The organism is Olsenella urininfantis, assembly GCF_900155635.1.
Taxonomy (GTDB): Bacteria; Actinomycetota; Coriobacteriia; order Coriobacteriales; family Atopobiaceae; genus Olsenella_G; species Olsenella_G urininfantis.
Map to the genome: position 1 here is coordinate 1,481,605 of NZ_LT732540.1, position 19,097 is coordinate 1,500,701.

Consider the following 19,097-nt stretch of genomic DNA (forward strand, 5'->3'; position numbering starts at 1 on the left):
CCCCTCACCTACGCCCTCTTGCTGCGCAGGCGAGCGCCGGCAGCTGTGTCCTCGACCATGAGCCCCAGGGCGGCGATGCCGTCGCGAATGGCGTCGGCAACGGCCCAGTTCTTCTCGGTGCGGGCAACCTGACGCGCGGCGAGGAGCGCCTCGGCCGCGGCGCTCGCGGAGCCGCCCTCGAATCCCGCCTGCTCGCGCGCCAGCTCGACCAAACCGGCAGGGAGCTCGTCCTCCTCATTGGCGGCGCTGAGCTCCAGGCCCAGGACTGCGCAGAGCTCCTGAAGGGTGTCCGCGGCCCTCAGCGTCACGGCCGCCGCGGCGGCGCCTGCCACCTGGGCGAGATAGGTGTTGGCCGAGGTCACCAGGCCGAAGAGGGCGGCAAGGGCGCCGGAGCTGTTGAAGTCGTCGTCCATCTGACGGGCGAACTCTGCCTGCGCCTCCTGGATCGACGCCGAGAGGGCGCGGTCGGCCTCGGTGAGCTCGGAGCCCATCGGGGAGTTCTCCGCAGCCCAGCGCAGGTTCTTGATGCAGCTCGCAAGGCGCTCGGCGTTGTTGGTCGCGCCATCAAGCAGCTCGAAGCGGAAGTCGAGCGAGGAGCGGTAGTGGGTCTGGAGCATGAGCAGGCGCACCGCGTCTGCGGAGTACTTGTCCAAGACCTCCTTGAGCGTGTAGAAGTTGCCCAGGCTCTTGGACATCTTCTCCCCGTCAACGCGCAGCATCCCCGTGTGCATCCAGCAGTTGGCAAGCGGGGCGTGCCACGCACAGCTTGCCTGGGCGCACTCGTTCTCGTGGTGGGGGAACACCAGGTCCTGGCCTCCCCCGTGGATGTCGATGGGGGTGCCCAGGTAGTGATGAATCATGGCGCAGCACTCGGTGTGCCAGCCGGGGCGACCGTCGCCCCAGGGGCTTGGCCAGCTGGGCTCCCCGGGCTTCGCCGCCTTCCAGAGGGCGAAGTCGAACGGGTCGCGCTTGTCCTCATTCACCTCGACGCGCTCCCCCGCGCGCAGCTGGTCGAGGTCGCGGCCAGAGAGAACGCCGTAGTCGCCGTCGGAGCGGACGGAGAAGTACACGTCCCCGTTGTCCGCGACATAGGCGTTGCCCTGCTCTATGAGGGAGGAGATCATCTCCTGCATCGCCTCGATCTCGCGCGTGGCGCGCGGGCGGACGTCCGGGTCCATGATGTTGAAGCGATGCATCTGCTCGATGAACGCGCAGGAGTACTCCTCGGCGACCTCGGCGGCGCTTCGGCCCTCCTCGTTGGCGCGCTTGATGATCTTGTCATCCACGTCCGTGAGGTTCTGGGCAAAGGTAACCTGGTAGCCCTTGTAGATGAGGTAGCGACGAATCACGTCGAACGAGAGGAAGGTGCGGGCGTTGCCGATGTGTATCTGGTCGTAGACGGTGGGCCCGCAGACATACATGCGAACCTTCCCCTCCTCCACGGGCACGAGCTCCTGCTTGCGATGGCTCTGGCTGTTGTATACGAGCATGGGGCGTTCTCCTTTTTGCGCATGCGCGGTCAGACGCTACCTTACACGTTTTTTGCGCCGACGAGGGCAGCGGGCAGACGAGAGGGCGCGTAGGCAGAGGCCCTCGGCTGACTGGGGCGCGCGAAGGAGCTCCCTGACACGCGCAGGGCCGCGCGACCGCGCGCTCGCCCACCCCCACGGGTGACGACGGTGGGTCAAAGCGTCATCTGAGGTGTTCCGCCACCAAAAAGCACGCATCTACACGCCTGCGGGAGCCCATGCGGTGGGTAGATGCGCGGGTTTCCTCCGAGAAGGGGCTTGGGTCGCGCGTTCGCCTACCGATTCGGGGCGCGGGGGGGGTGGGCCAACAGGGAAGTTCTCGGGCTTTTGAGGCGAGAGGTGCGTGTTTGACCACCCGGCAGGCGCCCGGAGGAGGGGCGCCGCAGCTCAAGCAGCCGCGCTGTGGCCTAGATCCTCTCGAGCAGGCAGACGGCCCACGCGGCAATGCCCTCTTCCCTGCCCACGAAGCCAAGGTGCTCAGTTGTGGTGGCGGACACGCCCACGCTCGAGGGGTCCACGCCCAGGGCAGAGGAAAGGCGCTCCCGCATCGCCTCCCGATAGGGAGACAGGCGCGGTGACTGGGCCGCCACGGTGCAGTCGCAGTCCAGGATCGCAAACCCCCTCTGGCGCACCAGAGCAGACACCTGGCTCAGCAGCCGGCAGGAGTCAGCATCCCTGTAGGCTGGGTCCGTGTCCGGGAAGAGCCTCCCTATGTCCCCCTCCCTCAGGGCGCCGAGCAGGGCATCCATCAACGCGTGCGCGAGAACGTCGGCGTCAGAGTGACCCGCGAGCCCGCGAGCGGACTCTATGCGCACCCCTCCCAGGACGAGGGGTCGCCCCTCGGCGAACGCGTGGACGTCAAACCCATGCCCTATGCGCAGCATGCTAGACCCCCTCTCCTTGGCGATCATCCATGCCGCAACCCTCGCACATGAGACGCCTCTCGAGGAGGGCGCGCGCGATGACGTAATCCTCGGGCACGGTCACCTTGATGTTCTCGCGCGGCGAGCTGAAGCAGGCGACGCGCCCACCGCAGCGCTCGACCAGCGAGGCGTCATCGGTCCCCAGGTAGTTGTCACGCCTTGCCGCGGCATGGGCCGCCCTCAGCCTGCGCGCCCAGAACACCTGGGGCGTCTGGGCGGCCCAATAGTAGCTGCGGTCTGGCGTGGCGATGACCTGCTCGCCCTCGACCAGCTTGAGGGTATCCGTGGAAGGCGTGGCGCAGATGGCGCCCGCCAGCTCCCTGTCCGCGCGCACCCGGGCAACGCAGCCCTCGATGACCTCGGGCTGGATCAGGGGGCGGGCAGCGTCGTGCACGGCAACCAGCGGAAGGCCTGCCGGCACCTGCGAGAGGCCAGACCAGACGGAGTCCTGGCGCGTCTCGCCCGCCTCGGCGAGGCTCACGGGGGTGCCCAGGGAGATGCTCTTCAACACCTCGTCGAGCATGACGTCCCGGCGGTCTGGCGCCACGACCACCACGATGCGAGCCACGGACGGCGCGCGATCGAGGGCCATGAGGGACCAGCAGGCCACCGGGAGCCCACAGAGCTCGACGTACTGCTTGCCCTCCGGCGCGCCGAAGCGCTCGCCTGCGCCCCCCGCGACCACGATGGCGCAGCAGTCCCTGGGTGTCCCGCCCTCCTTCAGCCGCTGGGGCGCAGCGCAGGCGCTGGGGGCGCCGGCGCTCATGCGCGCTTGCCCCACATGCGGTAGAGGCTGTCCGCAAGGATGCCGGGGTTGGCCACGCCAACGCTGTCCAGGCGGGAGGGGTTGCGCTCGATGTCGTCCAGCAGCTGCTGGAGCGAGCCGAACTCGCCCACGATCTTGTCGGCCATGCCCTTGCGGACCACCGACACGTTGGAGAGCGTGCGCAGGCCCAGCGGGGTCATGATGGAGTCCTCGCCACGCTCCTCGTACCCCAGAAGGGATGCCACGCGCTTCGAGGAGTGCAGCTGGGCGTTGGCGGTCTCGTGAAGGCTGGCACGCACCTTGAGCGCGTACTCCTCGGAGGAGTCCAGCGCATAGTCGCGCAGCAGCAGGGTGTACTCGTCAGAGGTGTCGCCCATGAACTCGTCGCGCTGCATGGCGATGGTCTTGCCCTGGCTGCCCAGCTGCAGGATGAGCTTGTCGAGCTCCTCGGAGACGGTGGTGAGCACCTCGAAGAGGTAGATGGTCTCGGTGATGTCGGCAAGGGTCACGTAGTTGTCCAGCTCCAGCGTGGTCAGGCGCAGGAGGCTCCGGTCAAGCTGGGTGCGGGTGCTCTGCATGGAGACCAGCAGCTGGTTGACCGAGCTCATGATGTCGGGCACGGACTTCAGCTGATGGCCGCGCCCGTCCACGAAGACGGTGACCACCTGGCGCCTCTCGGAGACCGAGATGACCGTCGCCTCGGTGAGCAGGCTCATGCGGGCGGCGGTCCGGTGACGCATGCCCGTCTCGGAGGTGGGCAGGGACGGGTCTGGGTTGAGGTGGTAGTTGGCGCGCAGGATCTGCGTGAGCCCCTTGTCGATGACGATGGCGCCGTCCATCTTGGAGAGCTCGAAGAGCCGGTTGGCCGTGAACGAGATGTCGAGCTTGAAGCCATCGTCCCCGGCGCCGATGACCGACTCGGTGTCCCCTATGCAGATGAGCGCGCCGAGATGCCCGGCAATGATCATGTCGAGGGCATGGCGCAGGGCCGTGCCCGGTGCCGTCTGCTTGATGGCATACGACAGGCGGCTGGCGCTGTCCGCCTTCTCGGCCTCCGCGTTTGCTGCGTCCATGTTGCCCTCCCCCATGATGCGGCCGGCCCGCAGCGCGGGTCGGCCGATGTTATGGAACAAGTATATGACGCCCGGACGGGCGCGTGCGCCGCGGAGGTGCCTACTCCGCCGAAGCAGCACCGCCCTGGGGCGCGGGGCGCGCGGGGCTCCAGTGCTCTCGGGCACGCGGAAGCTCCATGTGCACGCGCTCCTCGATGGCAGGGATCTCTCCCTCTCCCCTTGAGAACGAGAGGGCCTCGCCGGCGACGTCCACGAGAACGATGTCGCCGGCATGCCACCTGCCCTGGAGGAGCTCCTCGGAGAGGGGGTCCTCTATGTGCGTCTGAATGGCCCGGCGCAAGGGACGCGCGCCGTAGATGGGGTCGGTGCCCTCCTTGGCCAGGAAGTCCTTGGCGGCGTCGGTGAGCTCGATCGACATGCCCTGGGCCACCATGCGACGGCGCAGGTCCCCGACCATGAGGTCAACTATGCCCCTGAGCTGCTCGCCCGTGAGGGACTTGAAGACCACCACCTCGTCCACGCGGTTGAGGAACTCTGGGCGGAAGAGCCTTTTGAGCTCACTCATGACGCGGGAGTTGATCTCCCTGTCAGAGAGGCCGCCCGTGCCTTGCGAGGAGAAGCCCATGGTGTTGGTCTGTGCGATCTCCCGGGCACCGACGTTGGAGGTCATGATGACGACCGTGTTGGAGAAGTCCACCGTCCTGCCCTGGCCATCGGTGAGACGGCCCTCGTCCAGGATCTGCAGCAGCACGTTGAAGACGTCGGGATGCGCCTTCTCTATCTCGTCGAAGAGAACCACGGAGTATGGCTTGCGGCGGACGGCCTTGGTGAGCTCGCCGCCCTCGTCATAGCCAACGTATCCGGGAGGCGCTCCCACGAGCTTGGAGACGGTGTGCTTCTCCATGAACTCGGACATGTCGAAGCCGATGAGGGCGTCCTGGCTGCCAAAGAGGAACTCCGCCAGCGATTTGGCCAGCTCCGTCTTGCCCACGCCCGAGGGGCCCAGGAAGATGAAGGAGCCGCCGGGGCGGCGTGGGTCCTTGAGGGGCGAGCGGCTGCGACGGATGGCCTTGGCCACCTTGGTGACGGCCTCGTCCTGGCCAACCACGCGCTGGTGCAGGGCGTCTTCGCAGCGCAGGAGCTTGCTGGCCTCCGCCTCCGTGAGGTTGGAGACGGGGACGCCCGTCATGTCCGAGACGACGTCGGCGATGTCCTGCTCGCCCACCACAACGACGTTCTCGTCCGCCTTCTTGCGCCACGCCGCCTCAAGCTCGTCACGCCTGGCAGCAAGCTCCTTCTCGCGGTCGCGCAGGCGGGCGGCCTCCTCGAACTCCTGGGCGCTTGCCGCCTTGGCCTTCTCGTCCTTGATGCGCGCCAGCTCCTCGTCCGCCTGCGCGAGCTCGGGCGGCAGGCTCATCTTGTGGACGCGCGTGCGGGCGCCGGTCTCGTCTATGACGTCGATGGCCTTGTCGGGCAGGAAGCGGTCCTGGATGTACCTGGTGGAAAGGGTCACGGCGGCAGCCAGGGCCCCCTCGGTATACCTGACGTGGTGATGCCGCTCGTAGGCCTCGCGCAGGCCGTGCAGGATCTGGAGTGCGTCCTCGGGGGTGGGCTCGCCGATGTTCACCGGCTGGAAGCGCCTCTCGAGGGCGGAGTCCTTCTCGATGTGCTTGCGGTACTCCTCGGCGGTGGTCGCGCCTATCACCTGGATCTCTCCGCGCGAGAGGGGCGGCTTGAGGATGGAGGCCGCGTCAATTGAGCCCTCCGCCGACCCTGCGCCGATGATGGTGTGGATCTCATCGATGAAGAGGATGTCCTCCTTGGACTCCATGACCTCCGCGATGACCTTCTTGAGGCGCTCCTCGAACTCGCCGCGGTATTTGGACCCTGCGACAAGGGACGCGACGTCCAGGGTCCAGAGCTGCCTGCCACGCAGGATGTCAGGCACGTTGCCAGAGGAGATGAGCTGGGCCAGCCCCTCGACGATGGCCGTCTTTCCCACACCGGGGTCTCCCAGGATGAGCGGGTTGTTCTTCTGCCTGCGCGCCAGCACCTGCATCACGCGCTCCACCTCGCGGTCGCGCCCGATGACGGGGTCGAGCGCGCCATCGGCGGCGAGCTTGGTGAGGTTGCGGCCATACTGCTCGAGCATCGACCCCTCGTCCTGCGAGGACTGCTGGCCCATGCCCCCCATGAACTGGGGGCCAAAGCCGACCCCCGCCGGGGCCTGCTGCTGCCCGCCGTCCTTGTCGATGTTGCGGTCCATGAGCTCGCTCACGGCGTTGCGCACCGCGTCCGCTGAGACGCCCATGCGCGAGAGGGCGACCATGGCCTTGTCGTCTGACTCCGTCACTATGCCGAGGAGCAGGTGCTCCGTGGCAATGTAGGTCTGACCGCGGGCCATGGTCTCGCGGTACGCGTCCTCCAACACGCGCTTGGCGAGAGGCGTGAAGGGGATGTGGCCACCAGACTGGAGGTCGGAGTCGTCGGCAGAGATCTCCTTGACCGTGAGCAGCGTCTCCTCGTAGGTGACGTCCAGCTTGGCGAGGGCCTGGGCGGCGATGCCCTCGCCCTCCTTTATGAGGGCCAGCAGCAGATGCTCGGTCCCCACGTACATCTTGCCGAGGCTCTTGGCCTCGTCTTGCGCGAGGCTCATGACCCTGCGCGCCTTGTCTGTGAACTTCTCGAACATGAGGGAGCCCACGCCCCTTCCCTGTACGCGCGCCCTCCGTGCGCGACGAAAGGCGACCCTGGTTTGCTGGTGTCACTTGTACCCCGAAGCGACCGCCGCGATTCTTGGTGCGGGAGACGCGCAAGGAGGGCGGAGCGGGACGTCCCCGCTCCGCCCCAGGGGCAGGTCTTGTGTCTGGGTGCCGCCTATGCCTCGGGGTGCTCGGCGAGCCACTCCTCGCGGCCGGGGTCGGTAAGCTGGGTGGCCTTGATGACGTCCTCGAAGAGGTCGTCCAGCTCCATCTCCATGAGCTCGGCGCCATGGGCGATGACCTCTCGGTCGCAGCCGGCGGCGAACTTCTTGTTCTTGAACTTCTTCTTGAGGCTCTTGGTCTCGAAGTCCTGGACCGAGCCAGACGGACGCATGCGCACGCAGGCGTTGATCAGGCCGCTGAGCTCGTCGATGGCATAGAGGACCTTCTCCATCTTGTGCTCGGGGGCAGGAAGCTCCTTGTTGAGGTCGTAGTTGTGGGTCTGGATGGAGTGGGCGAGCGCGGGGTTGGCGCCGGCCTCGGCGAGAAGCTCCGCCGCCTTCACGGTGTGGAGCTGATCGTCCTGCCACTTCTCCCAGTCGAGGTCGTGGAGCAGCCCAACCTGGCCCCAGAACTCCACGTTCTCGGGGTCGAACTGGGTGGCGTAGTGGCGCATGAGGCGCTCCAGGGTCTCCGCGTGCTCGATGTGGTAGGGATCCTCGTTGTATTTGCTCAGCAGGTCAAAGGCCTGCTCGCGGGTGAGCCCGCTCTCGAGCCCGTCTGACGCGGCACCACCCTCCCGGTCCTTGCCCGCCGCGGGACCCACCGCGGAGGAGGCGACGATGGCCTCGGCGGATGCGGAGGCATCGTCCGTGAGCGCTCCGCCCACCTGAGCCTCTATGTCCGCCCTGCTGACGGTCTCGGGCTTCATCTGCGGGAAGAGCAGAACGTCACGAATGGCGGGCTGGTCGCAGAAGAGCATGATCATGCGGTCGATGCCGTAGCCGATGCCGCCCGCGGGAGGCATGCCGTACTCGAGCGCGCGGACGTAGTCGTAGTCGTAGCCCATGGCCTCGTCGTCGCCGAAGTCCTTGGCCGCGACCTGCTCGGCAAAGCGGACGGCCTGGTCGATGGGGTCATTGAGCTCTGAGAAGGCATTGGCGTACTCGTGGCCGCAGATGACCAGCTCGAAGCGGTCCGTGAGGCGCGGGTCCTCGTCCTTGCGCTTCGAGAGGGGGCTGACCTCCTCGGGGTAGTCGCAGACGAAGGTGGGGTTGGTGATGGTCTCCTCGCCTAGCTCGTCGTAGAGCTCGAAGAGGAGCTTGCCCGCGCCCCAGTTCTCTGCCCACTCGATCTTGTGCGCCTCGCAGAGCTCGCGCAGGCGCTCGATGGGCGTGTCCATGTCGACGTGTTCCCCCACGACCTCGGAGGCGATCTCGGAGAGGGGCCTGGATGCCCAGCTGCCGCTCATGTCCACCTGCTGGCCCTGGAAGCTGATAACCTCATGACCCTCCTCGCAGCCGCACACCTCGCGCGCGATGGCCTTGAACATGCCCTCGGTGAGCTCCTTCATGCCCTTGAGGTCTGAATAGGCGCAGTAGGCCTCCATGGAGGTGAACTCGGGGTTGTGCGTAAGGTCCATGCCCTCGTTTCGGAACTGGCGGCCGATCTCGAAGACGCGCTCCATGCCGCCCACGATGAGTCGCTTGAGGGGCAGCTCGGTGGCGATGCGCAGGTAGAAGTCTGAGTCGAGGGCGTTGAAGTGGGTGACGAAGGGCCTGGCGTTCGCGCCGCCCAGAATCTGGTGCATCATGGGGGTCTCGACCTCAAGGTAGCCCTGGGCCTCCATGAAGCGGCGGATGAGCGAGATGATCTGGCTGCGCTTGCGGAACACGTCGCGAACCTCGGGGTTCATGATGAGGTCGACGTAGCGCTGGCGATAGCGGACCTCGCGGTCGGTCAGGCCGTGAAACTTCTCGGGCAGGGGGCGCACCGACTTGGAAAGAAGCGTCAACGAGCTGGGCGTGAGCGAGAGCTGGCCGCGGCGCGTGCGCATGATGGTGCCGCGGGCCTGGATGATGTCGCCCAGGTCGAGCTGGCCGAGAAGCTCCCAGTCCGCCTCGCTCAGCGCGTTGACCCGACAGAAGAGCTGGATGCTGCCGGAGATGTCCTCGAGGACGATGAAGCAGGCCTTCCCCTGCTTGCGGTAGGCGCGGATGCGCCCGGCGATGCTGTAGACGTCCTCGGTGTCCTGCCCATCCTCCAGCGAGGCGTAGCGCTCCTCGAGCTCCTTGGCGTGGGCGTCGACGTCGCTCTTGATGGGATAGGGGTTGACGCCCGCATCGATGAGCGCCTGACGCTTGGCGCGACGGACGGCACGCTCGTCATTGATGTTGGTCTCGGGGGTGCTGCTCTGCTCGGCCATGATGTTGGTCCCTCTCTGCCCTTCCTCGGTTTTGCCTGCGCCCGCGCGGGAGCAGGCGCCTCTTACAAGAGCGCCCCACGTCCGCGGCGCGGACACGGGGCGCAGAGCCTTCCTGTTTGCGAGCAAGAGGAGGCTTAGGCCTCGTACTTGCCCTCGCGCTCTTCGCGCGAGATGCCCACGAGCTTGTACTTGCGGGTCTTGCCCGTGGGGGTGACGTAGGAGATGGCGTCCCCCACGACGCGACCGATGAGGGCGGCACCCAGGGGTGACTCGTTGGAGATCTCGTTCTTCAGGGAGTCCGTCTCGGTGGTGCCGACGATGGTGAAGGAGCGCTCCTTGCCCTTCTCGTCCTCGAGCTTGGCTGTTGCGCCCACGCCCACGGCAAGGTCTGCCCCTGCCTCGACCACGCGGGCGGAGGCGAGGATGTGACGGATCTCGTTGATGCGGGACGCGTTCTGGGCCTGCTCCTCCTTGGCGGCGTCAAACTCCGCGTTCTCGGAGAGGTCGCCGAAGCCGCGTGCGTCCTTGAGGCGCTCGACTATCTCGTCGTTCTTTGCGCCCTCGCGGAACTCCAGCTCCTCGACGAGACGCCTGCGGCCTTCGGGGGTGAGGATGATTTCGTTGTTATCCATGCTGTGCCTTCTGTCTAGTGCCTGGCCTGGCGTGTCTTACTCGGAGACGTGAAGCTTGGCGCCGCACTTGTGGCAGAACTCGTCCGCCTGAGCGTTCTTCTCGCCGCACTTGCTGCAGAAGACCATGGGGGCGTCAGAGTCCCCGTCGGAGGCGACCTTCTCCTCCTCGACGTCCTCAGCGGGCTGCTCGGAGGCGGACTCGTCGTCTCCGTCCATTCCCTCTCGGATGTTCTTGACCGTCTTGCCGAGGGACTTGCCCAGCTTGGGGAGGTTCTTGGGTCCAAAGACCAGAAGCGCAAGACCGAGGATGATGAGAAGTTCGAAGGGACCGAGTCCGGCGATCATAGATAGCCTCCAAGTGTGTCGTGAGCAGACGCTCTCGCCATAATGCGCAATCTCGCATCCGCTAGTATAGCCGAGGCTTGGTTTTACTCACAATCTCTACCAGCATATTGGCAAAAACATGCGGCTGGGACGCCTGCGCGCGGCCTTGCGAGGGAGAAAAAGATGTCGGTACGCCTCGTTGTTCTGCTGGCGGTGCTGGGCTGCGCAATTGACGCCGCCTTCCTCATGATGCCGAAGCTCCTTACCAGGCGAGGCGTCACCACGCGACGCACGCGCTTTGGGGTGGCCCTCGTCTTTGACGGGGAGAGCGTCGAGGGCGATGAGGTGCGCATGCTCAACGTCAACGGAACCTTTCAGAGCGTCAGCTACACGGCGGCGGGACGGCAATGCGACCTGGCATGCCTATACCACCAGTACTTCGCGGAGGTCATTGACGTTGCGGGGCTGCGCGCTGGAGGCGGGGAGGGCCTGAGCGCGCTGGTCATAGGGGGCGGGGGCTTCTCGTTTCCCAAATGGATGGTAAGCAGTCTCCCCTCAGCCCAAGTCGAGGTGGCAGAGATCGACCCCAAGATCATAGAGATTGCCCGGGAGTTCTTCTTCCTGGACGAGCTCGAGCGGCGGACCCACGCCGAGAGGGACGGACGGCTGCGCGTGAGCTGCTGCGACGGCTGGGCGCGCCTCGCGGCGGCGGGTGAGCGATGGGGGCTGGTCGTGAACGACGCCTTCTCGGGAAAGAGGCCGCTGGGACCGCTGGGGACCGTGACGGGAGCGCGGGCCATTCGCGAGCACCTGACGGATGATGGCATATACCTGGCAAACCTGATATCGCCGATGGAGGGCCGCAGGTCGCGCGTCATGCGCGAGACGCTTGCCGCATTTGGCCGGGAGTTCCCCTATGCGTACCTGATTCCGGAACGTCCCGAGGAGCCAAGGAGGGCCGGCGACAACACGCTGGTGGCATCCATGCGCCCCCTGGGAATCGCCGCGCGCTATCGCGTGGGGGCGACAGGGGCGACGGTGGGGGGCTCGGTGGACTAACGTGATGGTTGGCGGGTTTCTCGACCGAAAAGCGCGCGTTGACCCACCTGTAGCGGGCTTTCGGGTGGGCGAATGCGATGGTTGAGGAGCCTCTCGGCCGAAAAGCGCGCGTTGACCCACCCGCAGGGGGGTCGGAGCTGGGCGCTAGCGCACGGAGAGCACGCGCAGCTCGGGGTCCGTCGACACCTCTTCGGAGTATGAGAGGACCACGTTGCGGGCCAGGTAGACCACCTCGCACTGCTTGAGCAGGGGTCGGCCGATCTCCACGTCAAGGAGCTTCGAGATGCGCGCGTCGGCCACAAAGGGGCGGATGGAGCGCAGGCTGTGACTCATCGCATAGCCGCACTCATGCTCGATGTAGGAGAAGACTGAGCGCGTGAGGCAGGCACTGTCGAAGTCTTCGAACAGGCGCCTGGGGAGGTATGCGCTGTCCACTATGGTGGGTTCACCATCCACCAGGCGCTGTCGCTCGTAGTGGATGAGGGTCTCCCCCTCCCCCAGGCGGAAGATGTCGGACAGCTCGTTTGCCGGCACCTCCTCGAGGCGCAAGACCTTGCTCTCCACGGTCTTCCCGGCAGCGGCGTAGCGCTCCGTGAAGGACTGGATGTTGTACTGGCTGAAGAACTCTGGCGGGTTCACGAAGACGCCCGAGCCCTGGCGGCTGTGCACCAGCCCCTCCTGCTTGAGGCGGGCAACGGCCTTCTGGAGGGTGGGGCGACTCACGCCATAGCGCTCGCAGAGGACGCACTCGTTCTCAAGGGCGCCCCAGGAGGCATAGCTACCCGAAAGAATCTTTCCCCTGAGGTCCTGGTAAACGGCGTCTTGCTTGGTCATTTGTGAGAGCACCCATCCTTGTACGAGAAAAGTAGTCTTATCAAATATAGGTGGGTGGGCCTTTTGCGGGCCGATCGGCTCGACCAGCGCGGCCGGATGCCATACGAACGGACGTCGTTTGGGCATATGCGGGTCCCGCACGCCAGATGGTAAAAGGCCGCCGGCGTAACGCCGGCGGCCTTCTCGAAATCAGATGGTCGGGTTGACTGGATTTGAACCAGCGACCTCTCGGTCCCGAACCGAGCGCTCTACCAAGCTGAGCCACAACCCGTAGCGGGAACACTCTAGCAGATGAGGGCATCCAAACCAACAGTCTCGCAGGAACTTGACCACCAATCCCCCACCGCGCGTGCCGCGCTGGCGATTCGCCTCGCCGCATGCCCATCCTCGCAGATGGCAAAGACGCAGCTTCCGGACCCAGTGAGCTGGCAGCCACGGACGCCACGCTGGCCCAGCAGCCACTCCTTCACCCGGGCGCCCTCTCCCACCAGTCGAAACGCTGCCGGTTCAAGGTTACTGTAGAGCAGGCTGGGTATCTCTTCTCGCCTTCCGGCCGCGAGCGCCCGGCAGATTGCCTCCGGCGAGCGCGGAGCCGTGGGATGGCGGTCGAACTCTGCATAGGCCTCGGGCGTTGAAACTCCCACGGACGGCATCACGAGCACCACGGGAAGGCCGCTCATGTCCGGAAACGCCCGCACGAGGTCATCGCCCGCGCCCGCAAGGTAGGAGGGCCGGGGATCGAGAAAGAAGGGGACGTCGGCACCCACCGAGCGCGCGACGCGCACCACGCGCTCGTCTCGCACGTCCTCGCCCCAGAGCGAGCAGAGCGCGCGGATGACCGCGGCGGCATCCGTAGAGGAGCCTCCCAGCCCGCCCTGGGCGGGCACGCGCTTCTCGACGAGAATCTCGTAGCGCTCCTCTCGGCCGAAGTCCGAGCAGAGGCGGCGCGCCGCCACCAGGGCAGTGTTCTTCTGGGGACTTGCGCCCACGTCCTGGGTCATGGACACGCTCAGGCCGGGGCAGCCCTCGCGGACGCGCACGACATCGGCCAGGCCGACCGCGATCATCACGGAGTCAACCCGGTGGTAGCGCCTCTCGTCCAATTGGTCATGGATCCCCAGGTGCAGGTTGAGCTTTGCCGGAGCGGCAAGCGTGACCTCGCGGCCCATTGCCGGCGCTACTCCTCCACGGGAAACTCGAGCAGGCGCTCGCCCGTATCGAGGTCATAGAGCTCGACGGTGGAGGTGAGCACATCGACGTACTGATAGGACTGGCGAGCGGTGCGCCCGCGCCTCTCCTCGACCTCGACCACGAAGAGGGAGGGATGGGTGCCAACCAGGGTGCCCGTGCGCTCCACGATGCGAGAGCGGCCCATGTTGGCACGAACCTTGATGCGCCTGTCCTTCAGGCTGGCGAGCTCCTCGCGAATCTGGTCTATCCTGTTGACGGACGGGACTTCGGTCTCCATTGCAACCTCCAAGCAACGGCTGCAGACGCATGGTTTCCGCAGCCTGTCTCCATGCAACCGAATATTGTATGGCAGAGAAGGCGCATTCACGAAAGATAGATACGATAGCACCCCTTAGCAGGCAACATGTGCCGCCTTAGGCACTCGTTGGAAAGGAGCGAGCATGCATGACGATAGGGTCCAGAGGGTCCTTGACCAGCTGGATGTCCACGGCCTGACCCAGGCCCTCATCACCGACCCACTCTCCATCTGGTACCTGACGGGATACTACACCGAGCCCTACGAGCGCTTCCTGGCGCTCTATCTCTCGCAGGGGGATGGCGAGAGGCGCAGCGTGCTCTTTGCCAACCGCCTCTTCCCCGACGCGAGCGGGGCCGCCCAGGAGCTGGTGGGGTTTGATGACACGGACGATCCCATCGCGCTGGTGCTCGCGCACGCGCAAGGCGAAGGCGTGCTGGGCGTTGACAAGGCGCTGAGCGCGCGGTGGCTGCTGCCCCTCATGGAGGCGGGGGCGGCCTCTGGCTATGCGATCGCGTCCGACGCGGTTGACGAGGTGCGCTCCATCAAGTCCGCACGCGAGCAGGAGCTCATGCGCCAGGCGAGCGCAGTGAACGACCAGGCGATGGGCTGGCTGGTGCAGCAGCTGCGCGAGGGCGTGACGGAGCAGGACATTGCTGAGGGCCTGCTGGGCGCCTACCGAAGCCTGGGGGCGCAAGACCACTCCTTCTCGCCCATCGTGAGCTTTGGCGCGGCGGCAGCGGACCCGCACCACGAGCCTGACCAGACCACCTTCCACAAGGGCGACATGGTCTTGTTTGACGTGGGATGCAAGCGCGACTGGTACTGCTCGGACATGACGCGCTGCTTCTTCACCGCAAGCCCCACCGCGCGCCAGCTTGAGGTGTACGAGGCGGTGCGGCGGGCCAACGAGGCGGCCGAGGCCGTCGTGCGCCCGGGAATGACCTTCTCGGAGATAGACCTCACGGCACGCCGCGTGATCGAGGAGGCAGGATTCGGCCCCTACTTCACGCACAGGCTGGGGCATCAGATCGGCCTGCAGGACCATGAGCCGGGAGACGTGAGTGCCACCCACCACGAGGCGGTGCGCCCTGGCCAGTGCTTCTCGATAGAGCCCGGCATCTACCTTCCTGGCGAGATGGGCGTCCGCATCGAGGACCTGGTCATTGTCACTGAGGACGGCTGCGAGGTCATCAACCACTACCCCAAGGAGCCCACGGTCCTGGAGGTCTAGGGCACCTCGGTCGCACGCCAAGGGGCCGCCCGCACCATCGTCGGGTGCGGGCGGCCCCTCTTGTTGCCGGGGGATGCGCTGAGCTCGCAGCCAGTTAGAGCCCCTCGGGGCACTTGGACAGCGCCGCCTCGTCCGCGATGACGATGCAGTCCGGGTGCAGGCGCAGCGCCGAGGCGGGACAGCCCGGCTCGACGGGCCCGTAGCACATGGCGCGCACGGCATCCGCCTTGGCCTCACCGCTGGCGAGGACCAGCACGCGGCGGGCCTTCATGATGGTGCCGACACCCATGGTGTAGGCCTGGCGCGGCACGTCCTCCTCGCGCTCGAAGAGGCGGCTGTTCGCCCGGATGGTGCTCTCGGTGAGGTCAACGCAGTGCGTTCCCACGGGGAAGTCCGAGCAGGGCTCGTTGAAGCCGATGTGCCCGTTGTTGCCAATGCCCAAAAGCTGCAGGTCAACGTAGCCGGCGTTCTCGACCATATGGTCGTACTCCGCGCAGGCGGATGCGGCGTCGGGGTTGGAGCCATCGGGCACGTGCGTGTTGGCGGCCTTGATGTTCACGTGGTTGAAGAGCTGGTCTGCCATGAAGTAGTGGTAGCTCTGGGGGTCGTCGTGCGTGAGGCCGCGATACTCGTCCAGGTTGTAGGTGCTGACCTCGGAGAAGTCGATGGCCCCCTCACGGTTCAGCTCGATGAGGCGCTGGTAGCAGCCCACGGGCGTGGTTCCCGTGGCAAGGCCCAAGACGGTCTTGGGGTCCAGGATGAGCTGGGCGGCGATGACGTCCGCGGCACGGCGGCTCATCTCCTCGTAGTTCTTGCAACGAATGGTCCTCATGAATGCCTCCGCTACCTTTTGGCGTTGATCGTCTCGTGCTCCGCTATTTCCTCGGCACAGAATTATACGTCAAATATGTATTTACAATTTTGCCGCAAGGTCCTGAAGGGCGTGGAATCGGTGAGAGATTGCGTTCTTCTCCTCGGGCGAGAGCTCCGCCATGGTCCTTCCGGGAACGTCCGCGAGCTCGAAGAGGGGGTCGTAGCCAAAGCCGTTGCCGCCGCGGCGCTCGAAGCCGATGCGCCCCTCGCAGTCGCCCTCGCCGGCGATCGTCTCCTCACCGTCCTCGTCGCGCACCACAAGCACCACAGACGAGTGGAAGCGTGCGCCGCGCCGCTCGACGGGAACGCCATCCAGCTCCCGGAGGAGCTTGTCGTTGTTGGCGTCATCGTTACCGTGCTCGCCGGCCCAGCGCGCCGAGAAGATGCCGGGAGCCCCGTCCAGGGCGTCAACGCACAGGCCGGAGTCGTCTGCAACGGCCATGGAGAGGCCCGTCTCGTCCAGCGCCGCGCGTGCCTTGATGAGGGCGTTGTCGAAGAAGGTGTCGCCGTCCTCCACAGGGTCGGGGTAGTCACCCAGCTCGCTCAGGGCAACGAAGCGCATGCCTCCCAGCGAGCGCGAGAGAATGGCCTCTATCTCGATGAGCTTATGGGCGTTGCCCGTTGCGACCACCACGGTGCGGGCGGGGTCGAGGGAGCCGGCGTCAGCAGGGGACATGGGGTTTCCTTTCTCGCGTCTTCGCTGCAAGGCCCTAGACGCCAAAGCCCGTGAGTTCGGCCTGGGCCTGGATGAGTTGGCGGATGCCCTGCTCGCCTAGGTCGAGCAGGGCATTGAGCTGGTCGCGGCTGATCGTGGAGCGCTCGCCGGTGCCCTGCACCTCAACTATGCCGCCCCCGCCGGTTGCCACCAGGTTCATGTCCACGTCGGCATGCGAGTCCTCAGGGTAGTCGAGGTCAAGCAGGGGTCGGCCGGCGACCATGCCCATGCTGATGGCCGCCACCTGGTCCGTGAGCGGAAGGCGCTTTATCTTGTCCTGGCGCACATAGGACATGAGGGCGTCGTGCAGGGCCACCCAGGCACCCGTGACGGAGGCAGTGCGCGTGCCGCCGTCCGCCTGGATGACGTCGCAGTCGCAGGTGACGGTGAGCTCCCCCAGGCGCCTCAGGTCGACCACGGCGCGCAGGCTGCGGCCAATGAGGCGCTCTATCTCCATCGAGCGTCCCTTGCGCCCCTTTTGCTCACGGCGCGAGCGGGTGCTGGTGGAGGCGGGGAGCATGGCGTACTCGGCCGTGACCCATCCCGCATGCTGCCCCTTGCGCCAGGAGGGAACGCCCTCCTCGATGCAGGCGGTGCAGAGCACACGCGTGTCTCCAAACTCCGCGAGGCAGGAGCCGTCCGCGTTCTTCATAACGTCGTTGGTAAGCTTGACGGGCCTGAGCTCGTCTGCGGCACGACCAAATGAGCGCTGTTGCCTCGCGCCGCCACACTCCTGAGCAGACATGGCGCCCTCCATACAAAAGAGGGCCCCGCGTGGGGCCCGTCACGGTGACAATGGTGGGCGATGAGGGGTTCGAACCCCCGACCTTGTGCGTGTAAAGCACCTGCGCTAGCCACTGCGCCAATCGCCCAGGGTGCAGAGAGTGTAGCACGTACGCCCCAGGGGAGAGGGGCGGGTCGTATACTGTACGCATGAATACGACACTTGCACAGCTCATCGAGCTCCTCATGGCCGCTGGCATCACGCCCCGCTGCCACGCCCTCCCCAAAGACCCCGCAGCCGTTGGCGTGAGCGGGGCCGACTGCGACTCCCGCTTTGCCGCCGCAGGACACCTGTTCGTGTGCAAGGGGGCGGCCTTCAGGCCCGCCTACCTCACAAGCGCCCTGGAGAGGGGCTGCGTGGCCTATCTCTGCGACGAGGCCCGCTCCGGCGAGCTTGCGCAGACGGCACCTGGCGCCTGCGGCATGGTGGTGGAGGACGGGCAGCTCAGGCGTGCCATGGCCTTGGCCTCTGCCGAAGCGTGGGGGCATCCCGACCAAGGCCTGAGCGTGGTGGGCGTCACGGGCACCAAGGGCAAGTCCACGGTGGCATACATGCTGCGTCACATCCTGGATGCCGGGAGCGCCGCCCCCCGCGCCGGCATCATGGGTTCCATCGAGACCTTTGACGGCATGGAGCGCGCGGAGAGCGTGAACACCACGCCCGAGGCGCCGGACCTGTGGCGCCACGTTGCCAACGCGCGCGAGGCGGGGCTCTCGCACCTGGTCATGGAGGTGTCCAGCCAAGCGCTCAAGTACGACCGCGTGGTGGGCCTGGGGCTGGACGTCGCCTGCTTCCTCAACATCGGCCGCGATCACATCTCCCCCGCCGAGCACCCTGACTTCGAGGACTACTTCGAGAGCAAGCTGCGCATCTTCGACCAGGCCCGCACCGCCGTGGTCAATCTTGACTCAGCGCATGCCGAGAGGGTCCTGGAGCGGGCCAGCTGCTGCGGGCGCGTCCTAACGCACTCCTCGGCCGGCGACGCACGCGCCGACGTATGGGCGACAGACGTGCGGCCCGTCGAGGGCGGAATTCGCTTCGTGGCACACACCCCCAGCTGGGAGGGCGGGCTGCTCCTCTCGATGCCCGGCCTCTTCAACGTGGACAACGCCCTCAGCGCCATTGCCTGCTGCGAGCTGCTGGGCATAAGGTCCGAGCAGATACGCGAGGGGCTCTCGAAGGTGAAGGTCCCCGGACGCATGGAGCTTCTGCCCGCACTTGCCCCCAAGGTGGTGGGCATCGTGGACTACGCACACAACAAGTTGTCCTACCAGCGCTTCTTCGCTTCCATCACCAAGGAGTTCCCAGGCCGGCGAATCGTGGCGGTCTTTGGCGCGCCCGGCGGAAAGGCGCACGAGAGGCGCCAAGAGCTGCCTGCGGAGGCCTCGCGGTGGGCGGACTGGCTGATCTACACCGAGGAGGACCCCGCGCACGAGGACGTTGGTGAGATCTGCGCGCAGATGGCCGCGGCCACGCCGGCGAGCCAGAACTTCGAAGTCATCCCCGATCGTCCCAAAGCAATCAAACGAGCCGTTGACCTGGCCCTTTCGTGCGACGAAGGTGCCGTGGTGTGCCTTTTGGCCAAGGGGGACGAGACCCGCCAGCACGAGGGGGACCTCTTCGTCCCCTGCGAGACGGACGGCAGCATCTACGAGCGCGTCCTGCGCGGCCGCCTTGGCCTGGAGGACGCCCCGAAGCCCTCAGGAGCCTAGCGCCCGCGACCCCGCAACCCCCGAAA

Annotated in this window: 17 protein-coding genes and 2 tRNA genes; 3 read left to right on the plus strand and 16 right to left on the minus strand. The window is 66.3% G+C overall.

The genetic code is table 11. The features are described 5' to 3' along the window. Window positions 1-8 precede the first annotated feature (8 nt). From cysS to tatA, 8 genes are all read right to left on the minus strand, one after another. Complete coding sequence (gene cysS / locus CZ375_RS06840; RefSeq protein WP_077598487.1) at window positions 9-1,490, minus strand: cysteine--tRNA ligase; 1,482 nt, start codon at window positions 1,488-1,490, stop codon at window positions 9-11. A 446-nt stretch (window positions 1,491-1,936) separates the two neighbouring features. Continuing rightward, window positions 1,937-2,413 carry a 2-C-methyl-D-erythritol 2,4-cyclodiphosphate synthase gene (gene ispF, locus CZ375_RS06845; RefSeq protein ID WP_077598488.1) on the minus strand — a complete coding sequence of 159 codons (477 nt, stop codon included), beginning with the start codon at window positions 2,411-2,413 and terminating at the stop codon, window positions 1,937-1,939. A gap of 1 nt (window position 2,414) precedes the next feature. Continuing rightward, window positions 2,415-3,218 carry a 2-C-methyl-D-erythritol 4-phosphate cytidylyltransferase gene (gene ispD / locus CZ375_RS06850; RefSeq protein WP_077598489.1) on the minus strand — a complete coding sequence of 268 codons (804 nt, stop codon included), beginning with the start codon at window positions 3,216-3,218 and terminating at the stop codon, window positions 2,415-2,417. Next, complete coding sequence (gene disA, locus CZ375_RS06855; protein ID WP_077598797.1) at window positions 3,215-4,291, minus strand: DNA integrity scanning diadenylate cyclase DisA; 1,077 nt, start codon at window positions 4,289-4,291, stop codon at window positions 3,215-3,217. Before disA ends, ispD begins: the two co-directional genes overlap by 4 nt. Window positions 4,292-4,391: 100 nt before the next feature. Beyond that, the gene (locus tag CZ375_RS06860; protein ID WP_077598490.1) at window positions 4,392-6,983 is read right to left on the minus strand and encodes an ATP-dependent Clp protease ATP-binding subunit; all 2,592 of its coding nucleotides are present in this window, start codon (window positions 6,981-6,983) and stop codon (window positions 4,392-4,394) included. 185 nt (window positions 6,984-7,168) lie between these two features. Beyond that, window positions 7,169-9,418 (minus strand): lysine--tRNA ligase, encoded by a 2,250-nt coding sequence (lysS, locus tag CZ375_RS06865; protein WP_077598491.1) that lies wholly within the window; start codon window positions 9,416-9,418, stop codon window positions 7,169-7,171. A 134-nt stretch (window positions 9,419-9,552) separates the two neighbouring features. Then, on the minus strand, window positions 9,553-10,050 hold the full coding sequence (locus CZ375_RS06870; RefSeq protein WP_077598492.1) for a GreA/GreB family elongation factor: 498 nt from the start codon (window positions 10,048-10,050) through the stop codon (window positions 9,553-9,555). A 36-nt stretch (window positions 10,051-10,086) separates the two neighbouring features. Beyond that, on the minus strand, window positions 10,087-10,395 hold the full coding sequence (gene tatA / locus CZ375_RS06875) for a Sec-independent protein translocase subunit TatA/TatB (RefSeq protein ID WP_077598493.1): 309 nt from the start codon (window positions 10,393-10,395) through the stop codon (window positions 10,087-10,089). Window positions 10,396-10,557: 162 nt separating this feature from the next. Between tatA and CZ375_RS06880 the strand changes: the two genes are divergently transcribed. Continuing rightward, complete coding sequence (locus CZ375_RS06880; RefSeq protein WP_077598494.1) at window positions 10,558-11,433, plus strand: spermidine synthase; 876 nt, start codon at window positions 10,558-10,560, stop codon at window positions 11,431-11,433. 144 nt (window positions 11,434-11,577) lie between these two features. Here the strand turns inward: CZ375_RS06880 and CZ375_RS06885 are convergent, their stop codons facing one another. The 4 genes from CZ375_RS06885 to CZ375_RS06900 all read right to left on the minus strand — a co-directional run bounded on the left by CZ375_RS06885 (window position 11,578) and on the right by CZ375_RS06900 (window position 13,735). Next, a complete protein-coding gene (locus CZ375_RS06885; RefSeq protein ID WP_159438390.1) occupies window positions 11,578-12,267 on the minus strand; it encodes a GntR family transcriptional regulator in 690 nt (229 codons plus the stop codon). A gap of 194 nt (window positions 12,268-12,461) precedes the next feature. Further along, a tRNA-Pro gene (locus CZ375_RS06890) sits at window positions 12,462-12,538 on the minus strand. A gap of 13 nt (window positions 12,539-12,551) precedes the next feature. Continuing rightward, window positions 12,552-13,436 (minus strand): 4-(cytidine 5'-diphospho)-2-C-methyl-D-erythritol kinase, encoded by an 885-nt coding sequence (locus CZ375_RS06895; protein ID WP_077598496.1) that lies wholly within the window; start codon window positions 13,434-13,436, stop codon window positions 12,552-12,554. Between the two features lie 8 nt (window positions 13,437-13,444). Next, window positions 13,445-13,735, minus strand: a complete 291-nt coding sequence (locus tag CZ375_RS06900; RefSeq protein ID WP_077598497.1) for a Veg family protein — start codon at window positions 13,733-13,735, stop codon at window positions 13,445-13,447. A 163-nt stretch (window positions 13,736-13,898) separates the two neighbouring features. Here CZ375_RS06900 and CZ375_RS06905 point away from each other — a divergent pair, with 163 nt between their 5' ends. Beyond that, window positions 13,899-14,987 (plus strand): M24 family metallopeptidase, encoded by a 1,089-nt coding sequence (locus CZ375_RS06905; protein ID WP_077598498.1) that lies wholly within the window; start codon window positions 13,899-13,901, stop codon window positions 14,985-14,987. A gap of 94 nt (window positions 14,988-15,081) precedes the next feature. On the opposite strand, the gene nagB is transcribed toward CZ375_RS06905, so the two are convergent. The 4 genes from nagB to CZ375_RS06925 all read right to left on the minus strand — a co-directional run bounded on the left by nagB (window position 15,082) and on the right by CZ375_RS06925 (window position 17,447). After that, on the minus strand, window positions 15,082-15,819 hold the full coding sequence (gene nagB / locus CZ375_RS06910) for a glucosamine-6-phosphate deaminase (RefSeq protein WP_077598499.1): 738 nt from the start codon (window positions 15,817-15,819) through the stop codon (window positions 15,082-15,084). A gap of 81 nt (window positions 15,820-15,900) precedes the next feature. Then, complete coding sequence (rdgB, locus tag CZ375_RS06915; protein ID WP_077598500.1) at window positions 15,901-16,536, minus strand: RdgB/HAM1 family non-canonical purine NTP pyrophosphatase; 636 nt, start codon at window positions 16,534-16,536, stop codon at window positions 15,901-15,903. A gap of 34 nt (window positions 16,537-16,570) precedes the next feature. Continuing rightward, window positions 16,571-17,320 carry a ribonuclease PH gene (gene rph, locus CZ375_RS06920; RefSeq protein ID WP_077598501.1) on the minus strand — a complete coding sequence of 250 codons (750 nt, stop codon included), beginning with the start codon at window positions 17,318-17,320 and terminating at the stop codon, window positions 16,571-16,573. A gap of 51 nt (window positions 17,321-17,371) precedes the next feature. Beyond that, a tRNA-Val gene (locus tag CZ375_RS06925) sits at window positions 17,372-17,447 on the minus strand. A gap of 61 nt (window positions 17,448-17,508) precedes the next feature. Here CZ375_RS06925 and CZ375_RS06930 point away from each other — a divergent pair. Then, the gene (locus tag CZ375_RS06930; protein WP_077598502.1) at window positions 17,509-19,071 is read left to right on the plus strand and encodes a Mur ligase family protein; all 1,563 of its coding nucleotides are present in this window, start codon (window positions 17,509-17,511) and stop codon (window positions 19,069-19,071) included. Window positions 19,072-19,097 lie beyond the last annotated feature (26 nt).

Excerpts from the sequence above, each read along its gene's own strand:
- cysS (WP_077598487.1), bottom strand. The coding sequence starts at position 1,490 with ATGCTCGTATACAACAGCCAGAGCCATCGCAAGCAGGAGCTCGTGCCC.
- ispF (WP_077598488.1), bottom strand. The coding sequence starts at position 2,413 with ATGCTGCGCATAGGGCATGGGTTTGACGTCCACGCGTTCGCCGAGGGG.
- ispD (WP_077598489.1), bottom strand. The coding sequence starts at position 3,218 with ATGAGCGCCGGCGCCCCCAGCGCCTGCGCTGCGCCCCAGCGGCTGAAG.
- disA (WP_077598797.1), bottom strand. The coding sequence starts at position 4,291 with ATGGACGCAGCAAACGCGGAGGCCGAGAAGGCGGACAGCGCCAGCCGC.
- CZ375_RS06860 (WP_077598490.1), bottom strand. The coding sequence starts at position 6,983 with ATGTTCGAGAAGTTCACAGACAAGGCGCGCAGGGTCATGAGCCTCGCG.
- lysS (WP_077598491.1), bottom strand. The coding sequence starts at position 9,418 with ATGGCCGAGCAGAGCAGCACCCCCGAGACCAACATCAATGACGAGCGT.
- CZ375_RS06870 (WP_077598492.1), bottom strand. The coding sequence starts at position 10,050 with ATGGATAACAACGAAATCATCCTCACCCCCGAAGGCCGCAGGCGTCTC.
- tatA (WP_077598493.1), bottom strand. The coding sequence starts at position 10,395 with ATGATCGCCGGACTCGGTCCCTTCGAACTTCTCATCATCCTCGGTCTT.
- CZ375_RS06880 (WP_077598494.1), top strand. The coding sequence starts at position 10,558 with ATGTCGGTACGCCTCGTTGTTCTGCTGGCGGTGCTGGGCTGCGCAATT.
- CZ375_RS06885 (WP_159438390.1), bottom strand. The coding sequence starts at position 12,267 with ATGACCAAGCAAGACGCCGTTTACCAGGACCTCAGGGGAAAGATTCTT.
- CZ375_RS06895 (WP_077598496.1), bottom strand. The coding sequence starts at position 13,436 with ATGGGCCGCGAGGTCACGCTTGCCGCTCCGGCAAAGCTCAACCTGCAC.
- CZ375_RS06900 (WP_077598497.1), bottom strand. The coding sequence starts at position 13,735 with ATGGAGACCGAAGTCCCGTCCGTCAACAGGATAGACCAGATTCGCGAG.
- CZ375_RS06905 (WP_077598498.1), top strand. The coding sequence starts at position 13,899 with ATGCATGACGATAGGGTCCAGAGGGTCCTTGACCAGCTGGATGTCCAC.
- nagB (WP_077598499.1), bottom strand. The coding sequence starts at position 15,819 with ATGAGGACCATTCGTTGCAAGAACTACGAGGAGATGAGCCGCCGTGCC.
- rdgB (WP_077598500.1), bottom strand. The coding sequence starts at position 16,536 with ATGTCCCCTGCTGACGCCGGCTCCCTCGACCCCGCCCGCACCGTGGTG.
- rph (WP_077598501.1), bottom strand. The coding sequence starts at position 17,320 with ATGTCTGCTCAGGAGTGTGGCGGCGCGAGGCAACAGCGCTCATTTGGT.
- CZ375_RS06930 (WP_077598502.1), top strand. The coding sequence starts at position 17,509 with ATGAATACGACACTTGCACAGCTCATCGAGCTCCTCATGGCCGCTGGC.